Source organism: Cohnella xylanilytica, assembly GCF_014212175.1.
In the GTDB taxonomy this organism is placed as follows: Bacteria; Bacillota; Bacilli; order Paenibacillales; family Paenibacillaceae; genus Cohnella; species Cohnella xylanilytica.
This window is the reverse complement of record NZ_JACJVR010000061.1, coordinates 1-22,060: the sequence shown is the minus strand read 5'-3', so window position 1 is coordinate 22,060 and position 22,060 is coordinate 1. Positions and strand designations below refer to the sequence as shown.

19 protein-coding genes and 1 rRNA gene are annotated in these 22,060 nt (G+C 61.6%); 18 read left to right on the top strand and 2 right to left on the bottom strand.

Annotated features, from left to right (window positions below; all coding sequences use genetic code 11):
- Positions 1 to 161 precede the first annotated feature (161 nt).
- Positions 162 to 278, top strand: a 5S ribosomal RNA gene (gene rrf, locus H7B90_RS15960).
- A 146-nt stretch (positions 279 to 424) separates the two neighbouring features.
- A complete protein-coding gene (locus H7B90_RS15955; RefSeq protein ID WP_185136892.1) occupies positions 425 to 1,690 on the top strand; it encodes an erythromycin esterase family protein in 1,266 nt (421 codons plus the stop codon).
- Positions 1,691 to 1,707: 17 nt separating this feature from the next.
- Here H7B90_RS15955 and H7B90_RS15950 read toward each other — a convergent pair whose 3' ends face one another.
- Positions 1,708 to 2,001 carry a hypothetical protein gene (locus tag H7B90_RS15950; protein WP_185136891.1) on the bottom strand — a complete coding sequence of 98 codons (294 nt, stop codon included), beginning with the start codon at positions 1,999 to 2,001 and terminating at the stop codon, positions 1,708 to 1,710.
- 184 nt (positions 2,002 to 2,185) lie between these two features.
- Here H7B90_RS15950 and H7B90_RS15945 point away from each other — a divergent pair, with 184 nt between their 5' ends.
- The 14 genes from H7B90_RS15945 to H7B90_RS15880 all read left to right on the top strand — a co-directional run bounded on the left by H7B90_RS15945 (position 2,186) and on the right by H7B90_RS15880 (position 19,382).
- A complete protein-coding gene (locus tag H7B90_RS15945) occupies positions 2,186 to 3,277 on the top strand; it encodes an SGNH/GDSL hydrolase family protein (RefSeq protein ID WP_185136890.1) in 1,092 nt (363 codons plus the stop codon).
- Positions 3,278 to 3,386: 109 nt separating this feature from the next.
- Entirely contained in the window at positions 3,387 to 4,625 is a 1,239-nt protein-coding gene (locus tag H7B90_RS15940) for a niacin permease NiaP (RefSeq protein ID WP_185136889.1), read from the top strand.
- Positions 4,626 to 4,736: 111 nt separating this feature from the next.
- On the top strand, positions 4,737 to 5,132 hold the full coding sequence (locus H7B90_RS15935) for a VOC family protein (RefSeq protein ID WP_185136894.1): 396 nt from the start codon (positions 4,737 to 4,739) through the stop codon (positions 5,130 to 5,132).
- A gap of 52 nt (positions 5,133 to 5,184) precedes the next feature.
- Complete coding sequence (locus H7B90_RS15930) at positions 5,185 to 5,403, top strand: helix-hairpin-helix domain-containing protein (RefSeq protein WP_185136888.1); 219 nt, start codon at positions 5,185 to 5,187, stop codon at positions 5,401 to 5,403.
- Between the two features lie 210 nt (positions 5,404 to 5,613).
- Positions 5,614 to 5,805, top strand: coding sequence for a hypothetical protein (locus H7B90_RS15925; protein WP_185136887.1), 192 nt, complete (start codon positions 5,614 to 5,616; stop codon positions 5,803 to 5,805).
- Between the two features lie 229 nt (positions 5,806 to 6,034).
- Positions 6,035 to 7,798, top strand: coding sequence for a glycoside hydrolase family 2 protein (locus H7B90_RS15920; protein ID WP_185136886.1), 1,764 nt, complete (start codon positions 6,035 to 6,037; stop codon positions 7,796 to 7,798).
- Positions 7,799 to 7,889: 91 nt separating this feature from the next.
- Positions 7,890 to 9,773 (top strand): cache domain-containing sensor histidine kinase, encoded by a 1,884-nt coding sequence (locus H7B90_RS15915; RefSeq protein WP_185136885.1) that lies wholly within the window; start codon positions 7,890 to 7,892, stop codon positions 9,771 to 9,773.
- Positions 9,758 to 11,380 (top strand): response regulator, encoded by a 1,623-nt coding sequence (locus H7B90_RS15910; protein ID WP_185136884.1) that lies wholly within the window; start codon positions 9,758 to 9,760, stop codon positions 11,378 to 11,380. Before H7B90_RS15915 ends, H7B90_RS15910 begins: the two co-directional genes overlap by 16 nt.
- 462 nt (positions 11,381 to 11,842) lie before the next feature.
- On the top strand, positions 11,843 to 12,754 hold the full coding sequence (locus H7B90_RS15905; protein ID WP_185136883.1) for a carbohydrate ABC transporter permease: 912 nt from the start codon (positions 11,843 to 11,845) through the stop codon (positions 12,752 to 12,754).
- 15 nt (positions 12,755 to 12,769) lie between these two features.
- Complete coding sequence (locus tag H7B90_RS15900; protein WP_185136882.1) at positions 12,770 to 13,600, top strand: carbohydrate ABC transporter permease; 831 nt, start codon at positions 12,770 to 12,772, stop codon at positions 13,598 to 13,600.
- Between the two features lie 105 nt (positions 13,601 to 13,705).
- Positions 13,706 to 15,178 carry an ABC transporter substrate-binding protein gene (locus H7B90_RS15895; protein WP_185136881.1) on the top strand — a complete coding sequence of 491 codons (1,473 nt, stop codon included), beginning with the start codon at positions 13,706 to 13,708 and terminating at the stop codon, positions 15,176 to 15,178.
- 92 nt (positions 15,179 to 15,270) lie between these two features.
- On the top strand, positions 15,271 to 17,052 hold the full coding sequence (locus tag H7B90_RS15890; protein WP_260411070.1) for a glycoside hydrolase family 2 protein: 1,782 nt from the start codon (positions 15,271 to 15,273) through the stop codon (positions 17,050 to 17,052).
- A gap of 328 nt (positions 17,053 to 17,380) precedes the next feature.
- Positions 17,381 to 18,655 carry a M48 family metallopeptidase gene (locus H7B90_RS15885; protein ID WP_185136880.1) on the top strand — a complete coding sequence of 425 codons (1,275 nt, stop codon included), beginning with the start codon at positions 17,381 to 17,383 and terminating at the stop codon, positions 18,653 to 18,655.
- The gene (locus tag H7B90_RS15880) at positions 18,615 to 19,382 is read left to right on the top strand and encodes a lipase family protein (protein WP_185136879.1); all 768 of its coding nucleotides are present in this window, start codon (positions 18,615 to 18,617) and stop codon (positions 19,380 to 19,382) included. The genes H7B90_RS15885 and H7B90_RS15880 overlap by 41 nt, the downstream gene beginning before the upstream one ends.
- Here H7B90_RS15880 and H7B90_RS15875 read toward each other — a convergent pair.
- The gene (locus tag H7B90_RS15875) at positions 19,360 to 20,379 is read right to left on the bottom strand and encodes an LLM class flavin-dependent oxidoreductase (RefSeq protein ID WP_185136878.1); all 1,020 of its coding nucleotides are present in this window, start codon (positions 20,377 to 20,379) and stop codon (positions 19,360 to 19,362) included. The two genes, H7B90_RS15880 and H7B90_RS15875, sit on opposite strands and share 23 nt — an antisense overlap.
- A 92-nt stretch (positions 20,380 to 20,471) precedes the next feature.
- Between H7B90_RS15875 and H7B90_RS33710 the strand changes: the two genes are divergently transcribed.
- Both H7B90_RS33710 and H7B90_RS15865 read left to right on the top strand, forming a co-directional pair.
- The gene (locus H7B90_RS33710; protein ID WP_185136877.1) at positions 20,472 to 20,915 is read left to right on the top strand and encodes a hypothetical protein; all 444 of its coding nucleotides are present in this window, start codon (positions 20,472 to 20,474) and stop codon (positions 20,913 to 20,915) included.
- 137 nt (positions 20,916 to 21,052) lie between these two features.
- On the top strand, positions 21,053 to 21,553 hold the full coding sequence (locus H7B90_RS15865) for a hypothetical protein (protein ID WP_185136876.1): 501 nt from the start codon (positions 21,053 to 21,055) through the stop codon (positions 21,551 to 21,553).
- Positions 21,554 to 22,060: the final 507 nt, after the last annotated feature.

Here is a 22,060-nt window from a genome sequence, read left to right as displayed (position 1 = left end):
AAGCGCGGCAACGCGTGGAGCTGACGAGTACTAATCGGTCGAGGGCTTATCCAAATAGGCCACACAGGTAGATGATTCTAAGCGCATAAACGTTTCGTATCCGGTTATCAAGGCGCAAGCAGCAGCCGTTCATTCGGTTGTCGGCAAACCTTGAATACTTGTCCGGTGATGATGGCAGAGGGGTTCCACGCGTTCCCATCTCGAACACGACCGTTAAGCCCTCTAACGCCGATGGTACTTGGACCGCAGGGTCCTGGGAGAGTAGGAAGTCGCCGGGCAATCAGGAAGAGGAGTTCCTTCGGGAGCTCCTTTTTGTGTTGCTTGCAGCAAGTATAGCGGCGCTTCATTCCGCGCAAACTGGGGGCACGATTCGGGGTTTCCCGGCAAATAGGGGAACCGGCCAGCAAGGAGGTCGCCGCCGCTCATGAAGGAGAACGAGAATATCAGGATTTTGCGGGAGCTCTCCGTCCCCTATCCGGGGGAGGGACATTCCGACGAGCTGATCGCCGAGGCCAGCCGGGCGAGATACGTCCTGATGGGCGAAGCTTCCCACGGAACCTCGGAGTTCTATACGCACCGCGCCGAGCTGTCCAAGCGCCTTATCGAGGAGCACGGATACCGCTTCATTGCCGTCGAGGGAGATTGGCCCTCCTGTTATGCGTTGAACCGGTACGTCAAAGGATACGCCGAACCCGGCATTCGCGCGAAGGACGCGCTGCGGGATTTCTCCCGGTGGCCGACCTGGATGTGGGCCAACGAAGAGATCGCGGCGTTCGCGGAATGGCTTCGAGCTTATAATTCGGATAAACCCGATCGCGAGAAAGTCGGTTTTTATGGAATCGATCTGTACAGCCTCTGGGAGTCCATGGACGAGATCCGGAAGTATCTTCGATCGAAGGACGGGGTCGATCTGGAAGCCGCGAACCGGGCGTTCGAATGCTTCGAGCCCCACGGGCGGGAAGAGCAGCAGTATGGAATATCGGCCGCCCTGTACGGCGAAGGCTGCGAGGACGAGGTGATCGACCTGCTTCGCAGGCTGCAGGGCAAGTGGAGGGAGAGTCCGCCCGGAGACCGGGAACAGGCGCTGAGCGCCGAGATGAACGCGTTGTCCGTACGAGGAGCCGAACAGTATTACCGCACGATGATCCGGTTCGACGTCGAATCGTGGAACGTTCGGGACCGGCACATGGCAGAGGCGTTGGAGAAGCTGATGGATTACCACGGTTCCGACGCGCGGGCCATCGTCTGGGAGCACAATACCCACATCGGAGACGCGCGGGCGACGGATATGGCCGAGGAAGGGATGGTGAACGTCGGACAATTGCTTCGCGAGAAGCGGGCAGACGACGTCTATGCCATCGGGTTCGGCACTTACGAGGGGACCGTTATCGCCGCGAGGGCTTGGGGAGAACCTCTGAAGGTCATGGCCGTTCCCCCTGCGATTCCGGGCAGCCTGGAAGAGCTGCTTCACCGGATCGAACCGGTGGACAAGCTGCTGCTGCTGGGCCAAGCTTCGCCTGCCGCGGACTCGCTGCAGCTCGGTCACCGGGCTATCGGCGTCGTCTACCACCCGGAACGGGAACGCGGCAACTACGTCCCGACGTTGATCGGCAAGCGTTACGATGCGTTTGTTTTCATCGATCGGACGCACGCGCTCTCGCCGCTGGCGACTGAGCTCGTACATCCGTGAAAGATTGTGGCGGCCCGTTATCTCTGGGTATCGTAGGGATCGTAAGCGACGAAGAACGGCATCCGCTTCGAGCGCACTTCGAAGCCGGCCGTTCTCCCGTCGCGGTCGCGGAACGATACATAATAGGCTCCGAAAGAGCTGGAGTATTCCACGCTCTGATACGTCAAATGAAGTTCGCCGTGCTTCATCGCGGCGTAAACCGAAGCCGTCATTCGGGCCGACGCGCGCTGAACGAGCGGGAACTGCAAAATGAGCCCTAACGCGAAGACGATCGCTGCCGTCCAGCCCGCAGCCTTTTTATATTTGGACATCCGTCATCCTCCGATCGAGCAAGCTTCTATTTCTTTAGACGTCGCGGCGGGCCGTTCGGTTAACATCGGCTAATGTTAGTCGGTTGATATTCGAATCGGGATAACAAAATCATTGACATCTACCCGCCCGACGAGGAAGATTAGGAGTGCAGCGATCGAATCTGAGGAGCGGGGGAACGGATAGATGAGTACGGATATCGTGAAAATAAGGAAACCGCTAAGCGCAGCGGCGGCGAAGCTGCGCCAAGGGGAGCTGACCGTCGGCTTCATCGGCGGCTCGATTACGGACGGGCGTCCCGGGCACAACTGGCCGGAGCCGGTCACGCGCTGGCTGGTCGAGTCGTTCCCGAGCGCGCGCATCGCGGTCGAGAACGCGGGCATCGGCGCGACCGGGAGCGACCTGGCGGCGTTCCGGGCGCAGCGGGACCTCATCGACACGGGCTGCGATCTCGTGTTCGTGGAATTCGCCGTCAACGACAACGAGGTACCGACCGAGCGCCGCGCCCGGACGCGCGAAGGCTTGCTGCGCCGGCTGCTGGCGGACGGCCGCCGCGATGTCGTCCTGGTCTACACGTACTGCCAGGACATGTACGAAGACATGATGAACGGCCGCGTCCCGCCGAGCATCGCCGAATTCGAGGAGCTGGCCGGGCATTACGGCCTGAGCTCCGTCTGGATGGGCAAGCATGCGCTCGAGGAAGTGAAGCGCGGACGGCTTCGCTGGGAGGAATGGCTTCCCGACGGGCTCCATCCGACCCAACGAGGCAGCCTAAGCTACGGAGAGAGCGTCATCGGCTTCCTGCGGGAGGCGCTTATGGATACGGCCTCCGCGTCCGCGGAATTGGCTCCCGTATTGCCGAAGCCATTGCGCGAAGACAACTGGCAGGACGCCCGGCTCTTGCCGTTCGAGCAGATCCGGACGGAAGGGCCTTGGATGGTCAAGCGCTGGGTCAACCTGCACTGGATCGACCGCGCGCTGACGACGTTCGCGGTCGGCGCGAAGCTGAGCTTCGCGTTCGAGGGCAGAGGGCTCGCCCTCGCCTTCGACTTCGGCAAGCGGTCGGCCGAATTCCGCTACCGGATCGACGGCGGCGAGTGGGCCGTATCGTCCCGCGAGCGGCCGGATTGGTGCGGGGACGGCGGCTGGCTCAAGCTCGAGGTGCTCGCCGACGATCTGCCGCAAGGACGCCACGAGGTCGAGCTGGAGGTCGTCCACGGCAACCGCCTCGACTGCGCGGGCACGAACTTCGATCTGGCCTTCGTCGGCGTTATCTGACGCCGACGGGCCGGGTCCGCGCTAGGAACGGCCCTTCCCCTACTCGGGAAGGGCCGTTATCGCCTGGCGGCGGATGGGTACAATATACGCGACAGGAGGGATCAAGGCCATGAGCAACGCCGCGCTGCTTCGGGAGCCGAAGCGAAGGAAGCTGCTGGCCAGCGCCGGGCTGAGCTGGCTGTTCGACGCGATGGACGTCGGGCTCGTCTCGTTCATCGTCGCCGCGCTGGCTCTCGAATGGAAGCTGGGCGCCCAGCAGGTCGGGCTGCTGACCGCCGTCAACTCGATCGGTATGGCGGTAGGTGCCGCCGTGTCGGGGGCGCTCGCGGACCGCTACGGCCGGCGGGCGATTCTCGTCTGGACGCTGGTCATCTTCTCGGTCGCCAACGGGCTGTCCGCCTTGGCGACGAGCTTCGCCGTCTTATGCGCCCTTCGCTTCGTCGTCGGCTTCGGGCTCGGTGGAGAGCTTCCCGTCGCGTCGACGCTCGTGTCGGAATCGATGCCGGCCGGCGTGCGGGGGAGGGCGGTCGTGCTGCTGGAGAGCTTCTGGGCCGGCGGCTGGATCGTCGCGGCGCTCGTGTCCTACTTCGTCATCCCTCATTACGGATGGAGGACGGCTCTCGTTCTCGGCGCGCTTCCGGCGCTGTACGCGCTCTATCTGCGCAGAAGCATCGAGGACTCGCCGAGATTCGCGGCGGCGGGCCCGGAGCGACGTCCGAGCCTCCGGAAGCGGATCGCCGCGGTCTGGTCGGGAGAGCAAGCCCGATCCACGGCCGTCTTGTGGATCCTGTGGTTCACGGTCGTTTTCTCCTATTACGGGATGTTCCTCTGGCTGCCGACGGTCATGGTCATGAAGGGCTTCGGGCTCGTCCGCAGCTTCGAGTACGTGCTGACGATGACGCTCGCGCAGCTCCCGGGCTACTTCACGGCCGCCTATCTGATCGAGCGCTTCGGCCGCAAGTTCGTCCTCGTCGCGTACCTGCTGCTGACGGCGGCGAGCGCGGCCTGGTTCGGCAACGCGACCGCGGAAGGGTCGCTTCTGGCCGCGGGCATCTGCCTCTCGTTCTTCAACCTCGGCGCCTGGGGAGCGATGTACGCTTATACGCCCGAGCTGTACCCGACCGCGACCCGCGCGACGGGCGTCGGCCTCGCCGCCTCGTTCGGCCGGATCGGCGGGGTGATCGGCCCCTATCTCGTCGGCTGGCTGGTGGCGCGCGGCACCGGGATCGGCCCGATCTTCATGATCTTCTTCGCCGCCATCGTGCTCGGCGCTCTCGCCGTGTGGACGATGGGCCGGGAGACGAAGGGGACGGATCCGGATTCTCTTCCGCAAGTCCGCAATCGATAAGAAATCGCCTCGCGAAGGGCTTGCTATAATGAAGCCATAAGCTTGATACAAGCAAGCTCAATCCTAACGCAGAGGTGATCGGTTGTGGCAGCCCAAGCGAAAGCCAACCAAATGTTCGTGAACTTGCCGGTGAAGGATCTGAACAGGTCGATCGAATTTTTCACGAAGGTCGGATTCGAATTCAACGCCCAATTCACGGACGAGACCGCCACGTGCATGGTCATCGGGGACAATCTGTACGCGATGCTGCTCGTGGAAGAGAAGTTCAAGAGCTTCACGAACAAGGCGATTCCCGACGCGTCGGCGAACGCCTCCTCCCTGGTCGCGCTGTCCGTGAACAGCCGGGAGGAAGCGGACTCAATCGCCGACCGCGCCTTGGACGCCGGCGGGAAGCCGACGAACGATCCCGCGGATTACGGATTCATGTATACCCGCAGCTTCCAGGATCTCGACGGCCACCATTGGGAGGTCTTCCACATGGACCCGAGCGCGGTGCAAGGGCAATAACGGCCGGAGCACCGAAGTTCGATACCGAGCGACGATTGGAGGAGGTTCCCGCATGAGCCGCAACGAGACGCCGGAATCCCCGGAGACCGGCCTTCCGGCCGGATTGTCGAATCCGGCCAGGAGAGCGCTGATCGGCGCCGGCTGCGCGAGCATGGACGAGGTCGCCAAGCGGACGGAGAAGGAGCTGCGCGCGCTTCACGGGATGGGACCGAAGGGGCTGGAGCTGCTGCGCCGGACGCTCGCCGCCGAAGGGCGCTCGTTCGCCGATTAAGGCTGCTCCGAAGCCGTATCCTTGAGCGCAAGCGACCCTGCGAGCCGCCCGAATCCGATTCGGGCGGCTCGCTTCGTCGTCCGAAAATGAAAAAATCTTCATCGCGAATAGGGCCTCCCGCCCGTTAAGCTTCGGCCGAAACGGGTTATATAGGAGGAGAAGGCGCAGTCCTTCGCGCTGCGCTTATTCCTTCACATCCGGGAGGTTCTTATGAAACTTAAAAAAATGCTTATGCTCATGACGACTTTGGCGGTTCTGCTCGTCGGCGCCGGCTGCAGCAACAACGACAACGGCAACGGAACGAACGACACGCCCGACGCGACGGAGACCGTCGTTCCGTCCGCTTCCGCGCCTGCGTCCGCGCCCGCGTCTTCGCCGGCCGCCACGACGACCGCTCCGTAACGCGGAGCGCCCGAAGACCGCGATATCGATCGCAAGAGCCGTTCGGCAGAGGCCCCTTGGAGGGGGCTTCTCCGGACGGCTCTTCGCGTTGGGAGCCGCCAAGCGGAGCCGGCCCGGGAGCCCGCAAAAAATGACACCCAACCGGTCAAACGAATCGGATTCAGGGCGAAGGAAGCGGGTGATACAATGAAGCTCAAATAAGACTTAGGCGACGAAAAGGGGAACAATCATGACAGTCCGACCGGAATATCCGCGTCCCCAGTTCGTAAGGGACGCGTGGATGAGCTTAAACGGAACGTGGGAGTTCCGAATGGACGACGGCCATGCGGGATTGGCCGAGAGATGGTACGAGAAGGGCGACTTCGACCGGACGATCACGGTCCCGTTCTGTTATCAGAGCCCGCTCAGCGGCATCGGGGAGACGGAGTTCCACGACGTCGTCTGGTACCGCCGCAGCGTGAAGCTTCCCCGCGAAGCGTCAGGCAAGCGCGCCATCCTGCATTTCGGAGCGGTCGACTACGACGCCTCGGTCTGGGTGGACGGACGGCTGGTATGCACCCATGAAGGCGGCAACGCCTCCTTCTCGGCCGACATTACCGACGCTCTCTCCGAGGGGGCCGAGGAGCATACGATCGTCGTCCGCGCCCAGGATTACTTCGAGGACCTGGCGCTGCCGCGAGGCAAGCAGTACTGGAAGGAGAAGGGCGAGGTCATGTGGTTTAGGAACATGACCGGCATCTGGCAATCGGTGTGGCTCGAATTCGTCGATGCCGTCTCGCTCTCCCGCGCGCGCTTCACGCCGCATCTGGACACGAACGAGATCGAGATCGAGACGAGGATCGAAGGTCTGGAACCGAACGCCCGCGCCGAGCTGGAGACGAGAATCTCCTTCGGCGGCAAGACGATCGCCCGGGAACGGATCGAGGCCGGCGCGCTGGAGACCCGCCGCATCAACCTGAAGGACTTCAACGATCACGGCTTCGGACGGTGGTGGTCCCCGGAGAAGCCGAATCTGTACGACGTCGAATTCACCCTCTTCGTCGACGGAATCGCAACCGACCGCGTGACAAGCTACTTCGGAATGCGTAAAATCTCCATAGAAGACGGCAAAGTCTGTCTGAACAACAAGCCGTATCCGATGAAGCTGGTGCTCGACCAAGGCTACTTCCACGACGGCATCCTGACGGCGCCGTCGGACGACGCGATCCGACTCGACGTGGAGCTGTGCAAGCGGATGGGCTTCAACGGCATGCGCAAGCACCAGATGGTCGCGGATCCGAGATATCTGTACTGGTGCGACAAGCTGGGCGTTCTCGTGTGGGGAGAAGCCGCCAACGCCTACGCGTATTCCGAGGATTACGCCTACCGGATGACCCGGGAGTGGGGAGAGATCATTCGCCGCGATTACAACCATCCCTGCATCGTCGCCTGGGTTCCTCTGAACGAGAGCTGGGGCGTGCCCGATATTCTGATCGATCCGAAGCAGCGGAACCATGCGATGGCTCTGTATCATTTTACCAAATCGATCGATTCGACGAGGCTTGTGCTGTCCAACGACGGCTGGGAGCACTGCCTGTCCGATCTGTGCACCGTGCACGATTATTCGCGGGACCGCCGCACGCTGCTCGACCGGTATTCGAATCTGGACCGCATTCTGAACGATATGCCGGGACGGAAGTTCATCTACGCTCCGGGTTACCGATACAACGGCGAACCGATCATGGTGACCGAATTCGGCGGCGTCAACCTGCGCTGTCTCGAGGAGTCTCCCGTCGTGACGCCGTGCGCGGAGAATGAGCTGCAATTCCTCGAGCAGGTCGTCGACGTCATCCATCCGATGGTCGTCTCCGGTCTCGTTCAAGGCTACTGCTACACGCAGCTGACGGATACCGAGACCGAGATTTGCGGTTTGCTCACTTGGGATCGCAAACCGAAGATCCCGCTTGACGTCATCCGGCGCATCAACGAAGGGGAGATCGTGGAGAGTCTATAACGCGGGGCCGGCGATCGCCCTGGCCTTCCGTCTTTCTCCCCGGAAGCCAACGACAGCTTGATCCGACAGACCGCCCCGGGGGGAATGACAGATGGCGCGCCCGTTCGTTCAATCGTTTTTCGCAGCCCAGATCAAGTTCTTAAGACGCTTCACGGTGAAGCGGAGGCTGTTCTTCACGTTCCTCATCATCTCCATCGCACCGCTCGCGATCGTGGCGACGGTGTCTTTTTACTATTCCTACAAGGATGCGGCGCAGAAGATCGAATCGTACTCGATGCAGATCATCCGCCAGGTCGAGATCAACGCGGACGCGGTCGTCTCCGATTACGAGACGCTGCTGCAGACCGTCGTCAACGAAGAGGTCGTGCAGACCGGCATGAAGGGCGCGGCCGGGCTGGACAAGCTGGGCCAATACCGGCTGGACGACGAGATCAAACGAATGCTGAATGTGAAAATGATGAACAATCTGGCGGTCACCGGCATCACGGTGGCGCTGCTGGACGACCGGTACAGCATGTTCGTCGGCAACCGGATCGTTCCGGCCGTCTATAGCGGCACCCGCATCTACAAGGAGACGCTCGGACGCGAAGGCGGCGGATTCGCGTGGCTGCCTCCGCACTTGAACGAGGTCCGAGGCTTCTTCCAGACCGGAGAGAAGGTGCTGACCGTCTCCGTTCCGATCAAGGACCGCTGGCGGGGCACGAACTTCGGCTTCGCGGCCCTCGCCGTGAAGCCGGGCAGCTTCCATCCGATCCTGTCCGCGCTCGGGACGCCGGAGCAGGGGAGGGTGTACATTCTCGATCAATCGGGCTCGGTCATCTACAGCGAAGAGGAAGCGCAGTGGGGGCTGCCGCTCGGCGACCCGAAGCTGATCGCCGCTCTGGAGGAGAGGGCGTCCGACAGCGGGCACCTCGATTACAAAGTAGACGGCGGAAGCAAGTTCCTGCTGTCCTACACCCGCATGAAGAGCACGGGATGGACGATCGTCAACCAAATTCCTTACGACTACCTGATGCGCAGCACGTGGCGAATCCTCCTTTTCACCATCGTCATCGCCGCGTTCTTCATGCTGCTGTCCGCTTATATCGCCGCCCTGGTGTTCAACAGCATCTTCAGCGGCATCTATCGGCTTATGCGTTCGATGCGCAGCCTGGAGATGGGCGACTTCCAGCTGACGAACCTGGAGCAGACCGGCAAGGACGAGATTCAGCGGCTCACTTCCTCCTACGATCGAATGGTGGACAGGCTGAACGATCTGATCAACGAGCTGTACCGGGAGAAGGTCGTCCAGCAGGAGATGCAGATCAAGGCGCTGAAGGCGCAGATCAATCCCCACTTCCTGTACAACACGCTCGAGACGATCTCCGGTCTGGCGAAGATCCACGGCGTCCGCGGCATCAGCAGGATGACCTCGTCGCTGTCCCACATCTTCCGTTACAGCATTACGGGGGATGAGGACATCGTCCCGCTGAGGGAAGAGATCCGCAGCGTGGAGCATTACTTGAGCATCATCCAAGTCCGGTACGGGGACCGGATGTCGTTCGCCATCGACGTGCCTCGGCCGCTCCTGGCTTGCAAGGTTCTGAAGCTCATTCTGCAGCCTCTCGTGGAGAACGCGGTTCGGCACGGGATCGAGCCGAAGCCGGGGCCGGGGAGGGTTAGCGTGTCCGCTTCCAGGGTAGACGGCAAGCTTCGGCTGACCGTGGCGGACGACGGGGCGGGCATCGAAGCGGACCGGCTCAAGGAGCTGAACCGGCTGCTGGAGAGCCCGGGGGACGCCCCCCGTTCTTCGGCGACGGGTTCGGGAGGGATCGGCCTGCTCAACGTGAAGGAACGATTGTGGCTGGCTTATCGGGAAGAAGCGTCCCTTCATGTGTCCAGCGCGGAAAATCGGGGGACGACGATCGAATTGAGTCTTCCGATCGACGACAGCTATGAAGAGGATGGAGGGGGACGCCCATGTACCGCGTTCTGATCGTGGAGGATGAGGAGATTATCCGGGAAGGCTTCAAACGGACGATCGAATGGGATCGGTACGGCCTCGAGATCGCCGGAGAAGCGAAGGACGGGAACGAAGGGTTGGCGCAAGCGCGGCGGCTTCGTCCCCATCTGATCTTCGTGGACATCCGAATGCCCGGGATGGACGGCCTGGCCTTCGCGGAGCAGGCCGCCAGGCTGCTGCCCGACGCGAGGATCGTCGTCGTCAGCGGCTACAAGGACTACGAATACCTTCGCCAATCGCTTCATCTCGGCTTGTTCGACTACCTGCTGAAGCCGGTCGACGAGGACGAGCTCGTGCGGGTCGTCGAGAACGCCGTGCGGAGTCTGGACGAGCTTCAGGCCTCGCGGCGATCGGAGATCGAGGCGTCTTCGCGGCTTCGCAAGAGCGAGAGCGTACTTCACCACGTGCTGCTGAGCCGGCTGGCGGAGGGGGACCTGTCGCCGCTCCGAGAATCGATGCCCGATCCGTATGTGCGGGAAGTCGCGTACGGCCGGTACGCCGTCGCGGTTCTGCGCGTCGACAACTACGGGGAGCTCGCCCGGGGCGTCTACGCCGGAGACGAGGAAGCGCTGCTGTTCTCCGCCGTCAACATCTGCGAGGAGTCCGTCGGGGCGGACGCGTTCGTCTTCCGCCAGCTCGGCTTGAAGAAGCAGATTACGGTGCTGAAAGGGTTACCCGAAGCCGGGAGCGGAGATGGGGGCGAGAGCGACGAAGCCTTCCTTGCGTTTCAAGCCGATGCCGAGAGGCTGCTCGACAACTTCGGCCGGTTCGGCCGGTTCCGGGTCAGCCTAGGACTCGGGCGCCCGTACGAAGGATGGGAGGGCATTCACCGCTCGTACGCCGAAGCTTGCGAAGCGGCGGAGCGGACGACCTTCCGCTCCGGGAACCGTCTTGTCGCGCCGTCCGAATCCGCCGGCCGCGAGGACGGACCGCCGCTCTGGACCGCCGAATGGGAGGAGCTGTTCCTCTCCGTCTGCGGATCGAAGGATACGGAGCGAGCCATAGCCCTGCTCGATACGGCGCTCCGGTCGCCGGAAGCGGAAGAAGCGACGCGGGGACGGGTATACGCGTTCGCCTCGAGATTGCTCGAGTCGGCCGACCAAGCGGTCCGGACCGGCTCCCCCGGCCTGAACCGGGACGTTCCCTATTGGTTCGACAGGTCCCGGATCCGGGCGCTGGACTCTCTGCCGGAGATCCGCGGGTGGATCGCGGCCGAGCTGGCGCGTCTGCTGAGCCGGGGCCATCCGGTCTATTGGGATTCCAAGTCGCTGATTCGCGATCTCAGGGATTACGTCGCCCGCCGCTTCACGTCCGAGGAGATGACGCTCGCTTCGCTCTCCTCCAAGTTCGGCATGAACGTCTACCAGATCTGCCGCCTGTTCAAGAGCGAATTCGGCCAGAACTTCCACGTCTTCCTGACCGAGCTCAAGATGGAGAAGGCCAAGGAGTACTTGCGGAGGACCGCCATGCCCGTCCAGGATATCGCCTTCCTGGTCGGCTACAAGGAGACGAAGTACTTCTTCAAGGTGTTCAAGAAGCACGTCGGCTTGACGCCGTCGGAATATCGCAGCCAGTCCTGACAGAGATCGCCCCTGCATTCCTAGCCGCCGGTTCATGGATGCAGGGGCTCCTTTGTTTTCTCCAGTCGGCGGGACATTCCAACGAATCCGGGAGACGCTATTTGTCTTCAAAAGCCCTTTTTGAAACTCTAACGGACTCAAGCGATCTTATTTGGGGCCATCGAGGGGATAAACGGGCTTCCGGAACGAAATAGCGGTTCTACGATTCGTTAGAAATGATATTCCTCGATTTTCATCGATATAGCGTCTCCTCGGTTCGTTAGCCGCTCCCGGCGCTCTTCGATACTGAACAAGGCATGAACCATCGTACGGTTCTCGATCAACCATCGCCGTATCTTGCGCCCTCCTCGCAAAAAGTTGCACCCGATTCGGCAACGGCGTCGGATTATGGCCGCTTCGGCCCCGTGCTAACATGGGATCATCAACGAACCCGCTGGCATGGCAGAAAGGAAGGTCCCTACAATGGTTCGCGCAGACCGCAACGGCATCGGCCGCCGGCTGGACCGGTGGGCGCCGATCGTCTTTACCGCTCCGACCCTGTTGTTCATCGTCGCGCTGATGGTGTTCCCGTTCTTGTATTCCATTTACTTGAGCATGCTGAAGTACAAGCTGACGCTCCCGGCCGCGAGCATTCATTTTATCGGCCTCGACAACTATCGCTACATGCTGGAGAACGCGAGCTTCCTGCGGGCCGCGGAGTGGACGTTCGTCTTCTCGGTCATCGCGGTGGCGGCGGAAGTGACGCTCGGGATGATCATGGCGCTCACGCTGAGCAGCACGGCGTTCGGCAACCGCACGGCGGTGTTCAAGAGCTTGTTCATCATGCCGCTTATGCTCGCGCCGATCGTCTCCGCGAAGGTCTGGTCGCTGCTCTTCCAGGTCATCTACGGGCCGATCAACTACGTCCTCTCCTCGCTCGGATTCGACAAGGTCAGCTGGAGCGGGGAGCCTCTTCCGGCCAAGCTGTCGATCATTCTCGTCGACATTTGGCAGTCGGCGCCGTTCTGCATGCTCATTCTGCTGGCCGCGCTCAAGACGGTGCCGAAGGAATTGACCGAAGCGGCGGCCATCGACGGAGCCGGGCGGGCCGGAACCTTCTTCCGGGTGACGCTCCCGCTCATCCGCCACTTCCTCGCCCTCGTCGTCTCCATCCGGATCATGGACGCGCTTCGGGTGTTCGACAGCGTCGTCGCGCTGACGAACGGGGCGCCGGGCGACTCGACGGAGACGCTGGCCACCGTCACCTACAAGACGGCGTTCCGCTACGCCGACATCGGCGCCGGCTCGGCGGGCTCCATTCTCTACTTCCTGTTTATCGTCGTCTTCTCCCTGCTTGCCTTCGTCTTCATGCAGCGCAAGCCGGGTCGGGACTAACGGAGGGCTATCGCGATGAGTCAGAAAACGGAAAAAACGGTCGTCTCCTTGCTGCTGGGACTGTTCGCGCTCTACTTTCTGTTCCCCATCTACTGGACGGTGACGACTTCGGTCAAGCCGAAGGGCTCGATCATCAAGCTGCCGCCGGAATGGTTCCCTCACCGCTTCACGTGGTCGAATTACGCGGAGGTATTCACCCAGAACCAGATCGGCCGCGTGTTCCTGAACAGCCTGCTGGTCGCGTCGGCGACGACCGTCGTCACGGTGCTCGTCACGGCGCTCGGGGGCTACGGATTCTCCCGCTTCCGCTTCCGGGGCCGCAACCTGTGGATTTACACGACGATTATCGTCCGGATGATTCCCGGCCTGCTGCTGATCATTCCTTATTATCTGATGTTCCAAAAAGCGGGCTTGCTCGACTCGCTGTTCGGCCTCGTCATCGTCTACGTCGCCGCCGCCATTCCGCTGGCGATCTATCTGTTCATCGGCTTCTACAACGAGATGCCGGGAGAGATCTTCGAGTCGGCCCGGATCGACGGCTGCTCGGAATACGGGGCGTTCTTCCGGATCGCGCTGCCGCTCGTCGTCCCGGGCATCGTCGTCACCTCCATTCTCGTCTTCATGGGGGCGTGGAACGAATTTTCCCTGTCGCTCATCCTCACCTTCTCCGACGGCAAGAAGCTGCTTCCGCTTGCTATCAGCAGCCTCGTCCAGACGCAGAAGGATACGCCGCTCGGCACGCTGGCCGCGGCCGGCACGCTGGCGATGCTTCCGGCGATCGCGCTGTCTCTGACCACGCAGAAATACATCGTCGAAGGATTTACGGCGGGAGCCGTGAAGGGATGATCGCGGTCGGCGACGGAGAGGAGGTGACGGCCGGTCCGCGCGAAGGCGGGGAAGGTTGTTGCGCAGGCAAGTTCGGTTTAGGATCTCATTAGGGGGTTATTCGATATGGCTAACGTCGAACGCAATAAAATTCGCGCCGCATGGGGGATGGCTCTGGCCGGAGCTCTCGTCCTGTCCGGGTGCTCGGGCGGCAACGGCGGCAACGGCGGGAACGCGGCTCCCTCCGGCAGCGCGTCCGGCTCCTCCGCGGAGGGCGGAGCAGCCGTCAAGGTGGACGGGCCGACCGTGTACGGCATCAAGCTGCAGGACATGGATGCCGGGGGCACGCTGAAGGGACAGTACAAGGGCAAGAAGCTCGTCGTCGCCACGATGGCCGGAGACACGGAGAAGGCGCTGAAGGACGCCGCGAAGTATTTCGAGCAGGCTTCGGGCGCGACGGTCGAGGTGCAGAGCTTCCCGGCGGAATCGTATATGGAGAAAATCCAACTGGACCTGCAGACGAACCATTCGTTCGATTCGGTCGTCATGCCGGTCGCGCTTATCCACGGCTATGCGGAGGGCGGCCTGGTGCAGGATTTGAAGCCTTATATCGACAACAAGGAATTGGTCAGCCCGAATCTCGCTCTGGACGACTTCATTCCGAGCCTTCTCGACATTTACGGCAACTACAAATCCAAGCTCGTCGCGTTTCCCTATAAGCCCGATGCCCAGATCTTCTTCTACCGGAAGGACCTGTTCGAGGATCCGAAGCTTCAGGCGGCGTTCAAGGCCAAGACGGGCCGCGATCTGAAGGTGCCCGAGACGCCGGAGGAGATGGCCGAAGCCGCCGCCTTCTTCACCAAGAGCCTGAATCCCGACTCGCCCGTGACCTACGGCTACAGCACGATGGCGGACAATACGTCGAGCCGCTGGATCTGGACGAACCGGCTCGCCGCATTCGGCGGCAAGGACGTGGACAAGGACTTCAAGCCGGCGTTCAACAACGAAGCGGGGCTGAAGGCTCTCGAATTCGCGAAGCAGCTGACGCAGTACGCCCCCAAGGAGCTGCTGACGCTCGGCTGGGACGAGGCGAATACGCTGTTCGCGAACGGCGAGGCCGCCATGATGGAGCAGTGGCCGGGACTTATGCAGACGGTCGAAGCCGACGGCTCCAAGGTGAAGGGCAAGGTCGGCTACGCGGTGACGCCGGGAGGAGCGCCGACGATGGGAGGCTGGTCCATCGCGATGACTTCCTCGACGAAGAACGCCGATCTGACCTATAAGTTCATCGAGTACGTCACGTCCAAAGATCTGGAAGTGCTCAAGATCCAGGACAAGATGGATCCGACCCGCACGTCCAACTACATGAGGCCGGAGCTGCAGCAGCAATTCCCGATGTACCAGACGCTGCTCGACTCCTTGACGAAGGGCAAGATCATGGCCGACCCCGACGTTCCGTACGTCTCGCCGAAGCTGGACGACATCATGGAACAAGCGGTGCAATCCGTGCTCCGGGGAGAGCTCGAGCCGCAGAAGGCGCTCGACATCATGGAGAAGAGCTTCGCTAAGGAGATCGAAGGCGCGGGCATTACGGGCTGAGTCTAATGTCGCGATAGTGGTCAGAGCAGACCGTCTATTCCGCCGCGGACGGCCGCGGCGGGATCGGCGTTGCAAGAGGAGAGGTAGACAAGATGGATGAAGCGATGCGCAAGGAATACCCGCGTCCCCAATTCGTTCGCGACGAATGGATCAATCTGAACGGGGAATGGGAATTCGAATTCGACGACAGGGATCAGGGGATCGCCGCGGGCTGGCATCGGAGCCGGTCCTTCTCGCGGAGGATCCGCGTCCCGTTCTGTTATCAGAGCGAGCTAAGCGGAATCGGAACGTCCGAGTTCCACGACACGGTATGGTACCGCCGCTTCTTTACGCTGCCCGAGAACAACGCCGACCGGCGCTGGATCGCGCACTTCGGAGCCGTCGATTACGAGGCGAAGGTGTGGGTCAACGGCAGGCTGGTCGCCTCCCACGAGGGCGGGCATACGCCGTTCTCGGCCGACATTACGTTCGCCGTCAAGGCGGGAGAGAACGAGATCGTCGTACGGGCGCAGGATTACAGCCGGGACGTATGCCTTCCGAGGGGCAAGCAATATTGGAAGGAGAAGTCCGAGCTTATTTTCTATACCCGTACGACCGGCATCTGGCAGTCCGTCTGGCTGGAGCCGGTGGCCGACACGTACCTGCGTTCGGTTCGCTTCACCCCGGATATCGACAGCAACGAGATCGGCATCCGGACGTTCCTGGGAGGCCGTCGGGAGCGAATATCCGGCTTGAAGCTGCGGATCTCGATTGCGTTCGGGGGAGAGGAGGTCGCCGAGGACGAATTCGCCGTCCGGGAACCGGAAGAGGCGCGCGTCATTCGGCTCCACGACTTCAACGACCACGGGCTCGGCCGCTGGTGGACGCCGGAGAAGCCGAATCTGTACGACGTCCGCTTCACGCTGCTGAAGGACGGACAGGTCGTCGACGACGTCCGGAGCTACTTCGGGATGCGGAAGATCTCCGTCGAGGACGGGAAGATCTGCTTGAACAACCGGCCTTATTACATGAAGCTGGTGCTCGACCAGGGCTACTTCCCCGGAGGCCTGCTGACCGCGCCTTCCGGAGACGATCTGCGCCGGGACGTGGAGCTGACGAAGGCGATGGGCTTCAACGGAGCCCGCAAGCACCAGAAGATCGAGGACCCGCTCTACTTGCACTGGTGCGACAAGCTCGGCCTGCTCGTCTGGGGAGAGATGGCGAACGCGTACCAGTATTCGGAGACGTACGCGCGCCGGATCATCGGCGAGTGGCAGGAGGCGATCGAGCGCGATTACAACCATCCGTGCATCGTCGTCTGGGTGCCGCTGAACGAGAGCTGGGGCGTCCCGAACGTTCTCGTGGACAAGCGGCAGCAGCACCATGCGCTGACGATGTACCACCTGACGAAGTCGCTCGATCCGACCCGGCTCGTCATCTCCAACGACGGCTGGGAGCACGTGAAGTCCGACATCGCCACCGTTCACGATTACGAATGGCGTTCGGAGATTCTGGAGGAGCGGTACGCCACCGCCGAAAGCGCAATCGGCAGCATCGCCCAGAACCGTTGGATCTACGTGCCGGGGTTCCCGTATGAGGGCGAGCCGGTGCAGCTGTCCGAATTCGGCGGCATCTCGTTCCGGGCGCACGAAGAGAACGGGGAAGGCTGGGGGTATTCCGCCGCGAAGGATTCCGCGGACTTCCTGGAGCGCCTGACGAACGTCCTTCGTCCGGTGCTCGGGTCACCCGCGTTGCAAGGCTATTGCTACACCCAATTGACGGACGTGGAGCAGGAGATCAACGGCCTCCTGACTTTCGACCGCACCCCCAAGCTGCCGCTGGAGACGATCCGCCGACTGAACGAAGGACGGTTCGAACCCGACCCGGGCTTGTAATCGCAATCGTAATCTTTTTTGTAGCATAGTATAGCCCCGATCCGCGTCGGATCGGGGCTTTTGTGCGCGCCGATCGGTCGTCAATCGGCTGCCGCTCAGCCGCCACTCAATCTCATTCAACTACCTTTCAACCTTATCCTCAATCTCCATTCAACTACCACCCAACCTCCACCCAACCTCCACTCAGCCGCCTCTCCGCCAAGTCTGTCTCCCGGTTTGGCCCGCGCCGGACGGGGAGACTTCCGTTTGCGGAGCGAAGCTTCGCTTGATATACTGGGCACGAACGCAACATGGACGGACTTTATATCCCGAACAGGAGCCAATCCCGATGCGAAGCCGATCCCGTTTCCCCCTCTATGTGCTCATCTTCGTCGTTTATGCGCTGATCATGGCCCTATACGTGAAGTTCACCTCTCCGAACGAAGTGCCGATCGCCTACCGGGGTACGCCGGCCGATCCGGCTTCCTTCTTCACGCCGGACCAGCTTCGCCGGAGCGAGACGCTTAACGCGGTCCGCAACTGGATTTTCTTCCTCAGCGCCCCTTGGGAATGGCTTATCTACTTGTTCCTCCTGGCGAGCGGAACGGCACGGCGATGGAAGGAAGCCTTGGAGAGGACGAGACTGCCGCTCTACGTCCGCTTCCCGGCGTTCGTGCTGCTCGTGAACGGCTTCGCCTTCCTGCTTTATTTGCCGCTGCGCGTCTTCTCCTACTCGATGTCCCGATCGTACGGCATCTCGACGCAGCCGGCTCTCGGCTGGATTCGCGACAAGCTCGTCGAGTTCGGCGTCTCCTTCGCGACGTCGCTCGCGGTGACGGCCGTCGTCTTCTGGATGCTGTCGAGGCGGGGACGATGGTGGATCAAGCTGTGGCTGCTCTCCATTCCGTTCACCCTGTTTATGATGTACGTGCAGCCGGTCGTCATCGACCCGTTGTACAACGATTTTCACCGGTTGACCGACCCCGCCTTGGAGAGCAAAATATTGAATCTCGCCGCCCGGGCCGACATCCATGCCGACCGCGTATACGAGGTGGACATGTCCGCCAAGACGAACGCGATGAACGCCTACGTGAACGGCATCGGCTCTTCGCTGAGGATCGTGCTGTGGGACACGACGCTTCAGAAGATGACCGAGCCCGAGATTCTGCTTATCATGGCCCACGAGATGGGGCATTACGTCATGCATCATCTGGAGTGGAGCGCGGTCGGCGCCATCGGCTCGTCGCTGGTTATGCTGTGGATCGGCTCCTGGTTGTACGAGAGGATCGTTCGGGCTTGGGGAGAACGCTGGGGAATCCGGTCCCGTTCGGACCTGGCGGCGCTTCCGCTCATGCTGCTTCTGCTGTCCGCGCTCTCGTTCGTCTCGCTGCCGGTCTCGAACGCCGTGTCGAGGCAGGCGGAGGCTTCGGCCGACCGGTACGCGATGGAGCTGCTGAACAGCTCGGAAGGAGCGGTGACGATGTATCAGAAAATGGCCGTAGCCAGCCTAAGCGACGTCAACCCGCCGCTTCTCGTTCGCTGGTTCCGGGACACCCATCCGAGCGACATGGAGAGAATGATCGATGCTATGCGATTCAAGCCTAGTCCGTCCGCCGGAAGTTGATCTGTATCTGGTCGCCGGGGTGAGGACGGCGCCTCTGTTCATGGAAGGCTTCCGCCTCGCGCTTGGCGAACGGCTTGAAGCCGCGGGCTGGACAGTCCGCTCGAAGCTGTTGTTCCCTTACGGCGATTGGACCCGGGGACTCGTCCCGCAGCTGCGTGAGATTCGGCGCGACATCAGGTTGGCCCCGGGGAGGGAGGACCGGTCGGTTGGCGGCAACAGGTTATTGCACGCTCTCGAGGCGGCGGAACTGTCCTCGTCAACGTCCGAGCCGGCGCCGAAGCGCCTGTTCGTCGGCCACAGCGGAGGCGGCGTGGCAGCGGTCCATGCCTCGAGGATGCTGATGGAGAGAGAAGGGGGCCCGTCGGCTCAAGTCGTCATGATCGGTTCCCCCCGTTGCCGGATTCCGCCGGAGCTGCTCGATTCCGTGCTGTTCGTTTACAAGCAGGGGACGGCGCGCCGCGGCGCTTCCGCCCGTCCGTCCTCCGCCGACCCGATCAGCTTGCTCGGCACGTTCGGCGGCTGGAGCGCCGCCGGCCGTTATCGGGTTCCCGCCTGGCGAACCGGCAAGCACGCTCCCGCCGCGATCCGGCCGGTGCCGATCGCAGGAGGCCACGCGGATTATTTCCGCGGACATCCCCCGTATGTCGGACCGGACGGGCGATCGAACCTCGAGCTTGTCCTGGAGACGGTATGGGAGTGGCTCGTTACGAGAGGGTTCGGGGAGTGAGCCCCATCTCCCGGGCGATTCGTTCGTAGGACCCGAGCCTGTCGGCGAAGTCGTGCGCGTAGGAGAGGAGCATCAGCTCGTCCGCTTGGTATTCGTCCCGCCACCGTTCAAGGCGTCGTCTCACCTCCGCCGGCGTGCCGATCGCCGATCTCGCCATCATTCGGCTCCGGATCTCGTCCTCGCCGAGCCCTTCCAGGAATCTCCGCGCCTCTTCGGGCGCCGGAATCCCGCCTTCGATCGGCGTTCCCCGCGAAGCCTGCCATCCCGTCGCGAAGCTGCTTAGCGACAGTTCCAGAGCCCTCTCGGCCGTATCCGCGCACAGAGCGGATACGGCAAGGATGAGATAGGGCTTCTTCAGCGTTCTTCGCGGCTGGAAGCTCTCGAAGTAGGTCTCGACGGCCTCCTTCGCATTTTCCTCGTTCATGAAAAGGCCATACGCGTAAGCCGTTCCCTGTTCGGCGGCGAGCCTTGCGCTTTTCTTGCTTGTGCCGAGCACCCAGGGCTCCGGTGGAACGGGCGGAAGCGGGGCGGCCGCGATCCGGGAATACGGGTGATCGGCCGGATGGGTGCCGTCGAGGAAGCGAAGCAGCTCCTCGAACGCCTCCGGCAGCTTCCAGACGTTGTCCAGGAAGCGGTCGGCAAGCGCCATCGACACCTCGGCCGATCCGCCCGGCGAGCGGGCGATGCCGAGATCGATCCGGCCGGGGAACAGGGTGGAGAGCAGGTTGAACGTCTCCGCTACTTTGTACGGCCGGTAGTAGGGAAGAAGAATGGCTCCGGCGCCGAGGCGGATCGACGAGGTGTTCGCGCCGATATAGCCGAGCATGATCTCCGGGGCGGAGCAGGCGAGGCCGCCGAGGTCGTGATGCTCCGCCATCCAGAAGCGGGCATAGCCGAGGCGCTCCCCCGCCTGGGCGAGCCGGAGCGAATGAACGAGCGCCTCGCGAGGCGTGCCTCCCGCCAGGACAGGGGCTTGATCCAAGATACTAAGCTTCAAAGTCGGCCTACCTCCAGGGATGTACGTATGTACGGATTCGCATTCGGATTTAGTGTAGCAGGTTTCCGAGCTTCGCACGAGGAGGCGGGACTATGGAGGCTTTTGAGGCTATTGAGGCTATCGGGGCTATAGAGGCTATAGAGGCTATAGAGGCTATTGGAGCTATCGGGGCAATCAAGGCTATCAAGGCTATTGGTGAAACAGGGCTAACATTGGGCTATCGGGTCTATCGTATCAGGGCTAACAGGGCTATCGAGGCTATGGTCTTGAAGGGCTCTATGCCCTCTTCCGCCGACTGGCGGTTCCGTCCCGGCATGAAAAAACCGCCGCGCTCGGCTCGGCGCGACGGTTCCGGAACGAGGTATCTTGTCGAAGGATTAATAAATCCCGGCGCCCGCGCGGAGGATGATGACCAGCAGGACGAACAGGACGAGCGCGAATGCGGCCGCTCCCATACCGCCGTAGGCTCCACCAACTGGATAGCTCATTCATATCACCACCATTTGGTTTACTGTGATCATCGATCACCTTTCTAGCTTATGTAGGGATATACATATGGCCAGTACGTTCGCACAGATCGGCGCCAGAATCCGCAAGGGCCCGCCCAAGCCGTTCCTGCAACTTATCGGTAGACCGCCGCGTCAGGGTAGTCGATAAGGGAGGAGGGACGCCGATGAGAAAAGCGATATTCGCGGCAGTCGCGCTAATTCTGCTGGCCGGCGCGTTCCTGGCGGGCTATGCGGCGCGCGATCGGCAGGGCAAGTCCTCTGAAGGCTCCGGAGACCCCGACGCCGTGCAAGCGATTCAGGCGAGGTGGGTTCGGGAAGCGAAGCCGCCCGCACCGACGGTGACGATCGGCGGCAAGCCGATCGAAGTCAAGCGGGGCGCTTTTTCATGGTGCACGCCGTCTGGAAGGGGCCAGACGAGCTGCCAGATGACAGATGCTGCGGTACCGAAGCCGGAGCCGGTTCCCGTAGCGGGCGGAGCGCTAATCGAGACGAAGGCTCCCGAAGGAATCAAGGAGTTTACGCTGACGAATACGACGGGGAGCGGACAGGAAGATCCTTACGTCGTTCCGATGGAGAAGGGAGTTTACCTCTACCGCATCCACTGCGAATGGTTCCTGGACCAAGGCTATGCCGACTTCTACTTCGCCGTCGAAGTAGGCGAGTAACGGAACAACTGGTACGCAAAGTCCCATCATCACAGGATACTCATGGGAACGCTCTGACTGACGCTTCATCATCCGCAGCAGCTTCGGACTTCCTCTCTTCTGTCGCACTCTAACTGAAAATGAATGAGGACTGCTGTAACCGCAAAAATGGAGGTTGCAGAAGGAAATAAGCTTCGGGATGCCGCTGTAACCGCCAAAATGGAGGTTGCGTAAACCCGAAAAAACTACCGTTGACTAATTTACATACAGTTCGATCTCCACGTTCGGGTCCATGTCTTCCCATAGTTCATACCGCGAAGAACCACAAGCTCTATTGGCCGGGTCGAAGAGCCAAATCTCACCGACTTTGCAGGTTTCACCACGCGTAAGCAGATTAACTTATGTGATTTTTCGAGTAGCATTGTCGAATAACACAAAAGCGCTGAATGGTGTATGATTTTTCATACAAAAAATCCTGCAAGGCCCTTCCTAAGGCAGAATTTGTATGATTTTTCGTTACTACTTAGG

Bases quoted from the DNA above. Each gene is read 5' to 3' on its own strand.
- H7B90_RS15920 (WP_185136886.1), top strand. From the start codon at position 6,035: ATGACAGTCCGACCGGAATATCCGCGTCCCCAGTTCGTAAGGGACGCG.
- H7B90_RS15915 (WP_185136885.1), top strand. From the start codon at position 7,890: ATGGCGCGCCCGTTCGTTCAATCGTTTTTCGCAGCCCAGATCAAGTTC.
- H7B90_RS15935 (WP_185136894.1), top strand. From the start codon at position 4,737: ATGTTCGTGAACTTGCCGGTGAAGGATCTGAACAGGTCGATCGAATTT.
- H7B90_RS15950 (WP_185136891.1), bottom strand. From the start codon at position 2,001: ATGTCCAAATATAAAAAGGCTGCGGGCTGGACGGCAGCGATCGTCTTC.
- H7B90_RS15930 (WP_185136888.1), top strand. From the start codon at position 5,185: ATGAGCCGCAACGAGACGCCGGAATCCCCGGAGACCGGCCTTCCGGCC.
- H7B90_RS15905 (WP_185136883.1), top strand. From the start codon at position 11,843: ATGGTTCGCGCAGACCGCAACGGCATCGGCCGCCGGCTGGACCGGTGG.
- H7B90_RS15955 (WP_185136892.1), top strand. From the start codon at position 425: ATGAAGGAGAACGAGAATATCAGGATTTTGCGGGAGCTCTCCGTCCCC.
- H7B90_RS15900 (WP_185136882.1), top strand. From the start codon at position 12,770: ATGAGTCAGAAAACGGAAAAAACGGTCGTCTCCTTGCTGCTGGGACTG.
- H7B90_RS15885 (WP_185136880.1), top strand. From the start codon at position 17,381: ATGCGAAGCCGATCCCGTTTCCCCCTCTATGTGCTCATCTTCGTCGTT.
- H7B90_RS15910 (WP_185136884.1), top strand. From the start codon at position 9,758: ATGTACCGCGTTCTGATCGTGGAGGATGAGGAGATTATCCGGGAAGGC.
- H7B90_RS15945 (WP_185136890.1), top strand. From the start codon at position 2,186: ATGAGTACGGATATCGTGAAAATAAGGAAACCGCTAAGCGCAGCGGCG.
- H7B90_RS15895 (WP_185136881.1), top strand. From the start codon at position 13,706: ATGGCTAACGTCGAACGCAATAAAATTCGCGCCGCATGGGGGATGGCT.
- H7B90_RS15940 (WP_185136889.1), top strand. From the start codon at position 3,387: ATGAGCAACGCCGCGCTGCTTCGGGAGCCGAAGCGAAGGAAGCTGCTG.
- H7B90_RS15865 (WP_185136876.1), top strand. From the start codon at position 21,053: ATGAGAAAAGCGATATTCGCGGCAGTCGCGCTAATTCTGCTGGCCGGC.
- H7B90_RS15880 (WP_185136879.1), top strand. From the start codon at position 18,615: ATGCTATGCGATTCAAGCCTAGTCCGTCCGCCGGAAGTTGATCTGTAT.
- H7B90_RS15890 (WP_260411070.1), top strand. From the start codon at position 15,271: ATGGATGAAGCGATGCGCAAGGAATACCCGCGTCCCCAATTCGTTCGC.
- H7B90_RS15925 (WP_185136887.1), top strand. From the start codon at position 5,614: ATGAAACTTAAAAAAATGCTTATGCTCATGACGACTTTGGCGGTTCTG.
- H7B90_RS33710 (WP_185136877.1), top strand. From the start codon at position 20,472: ATGGAGGCTTTTGAGGCTATTGAGGCTATCGGGGCTATAGAGGCTATA.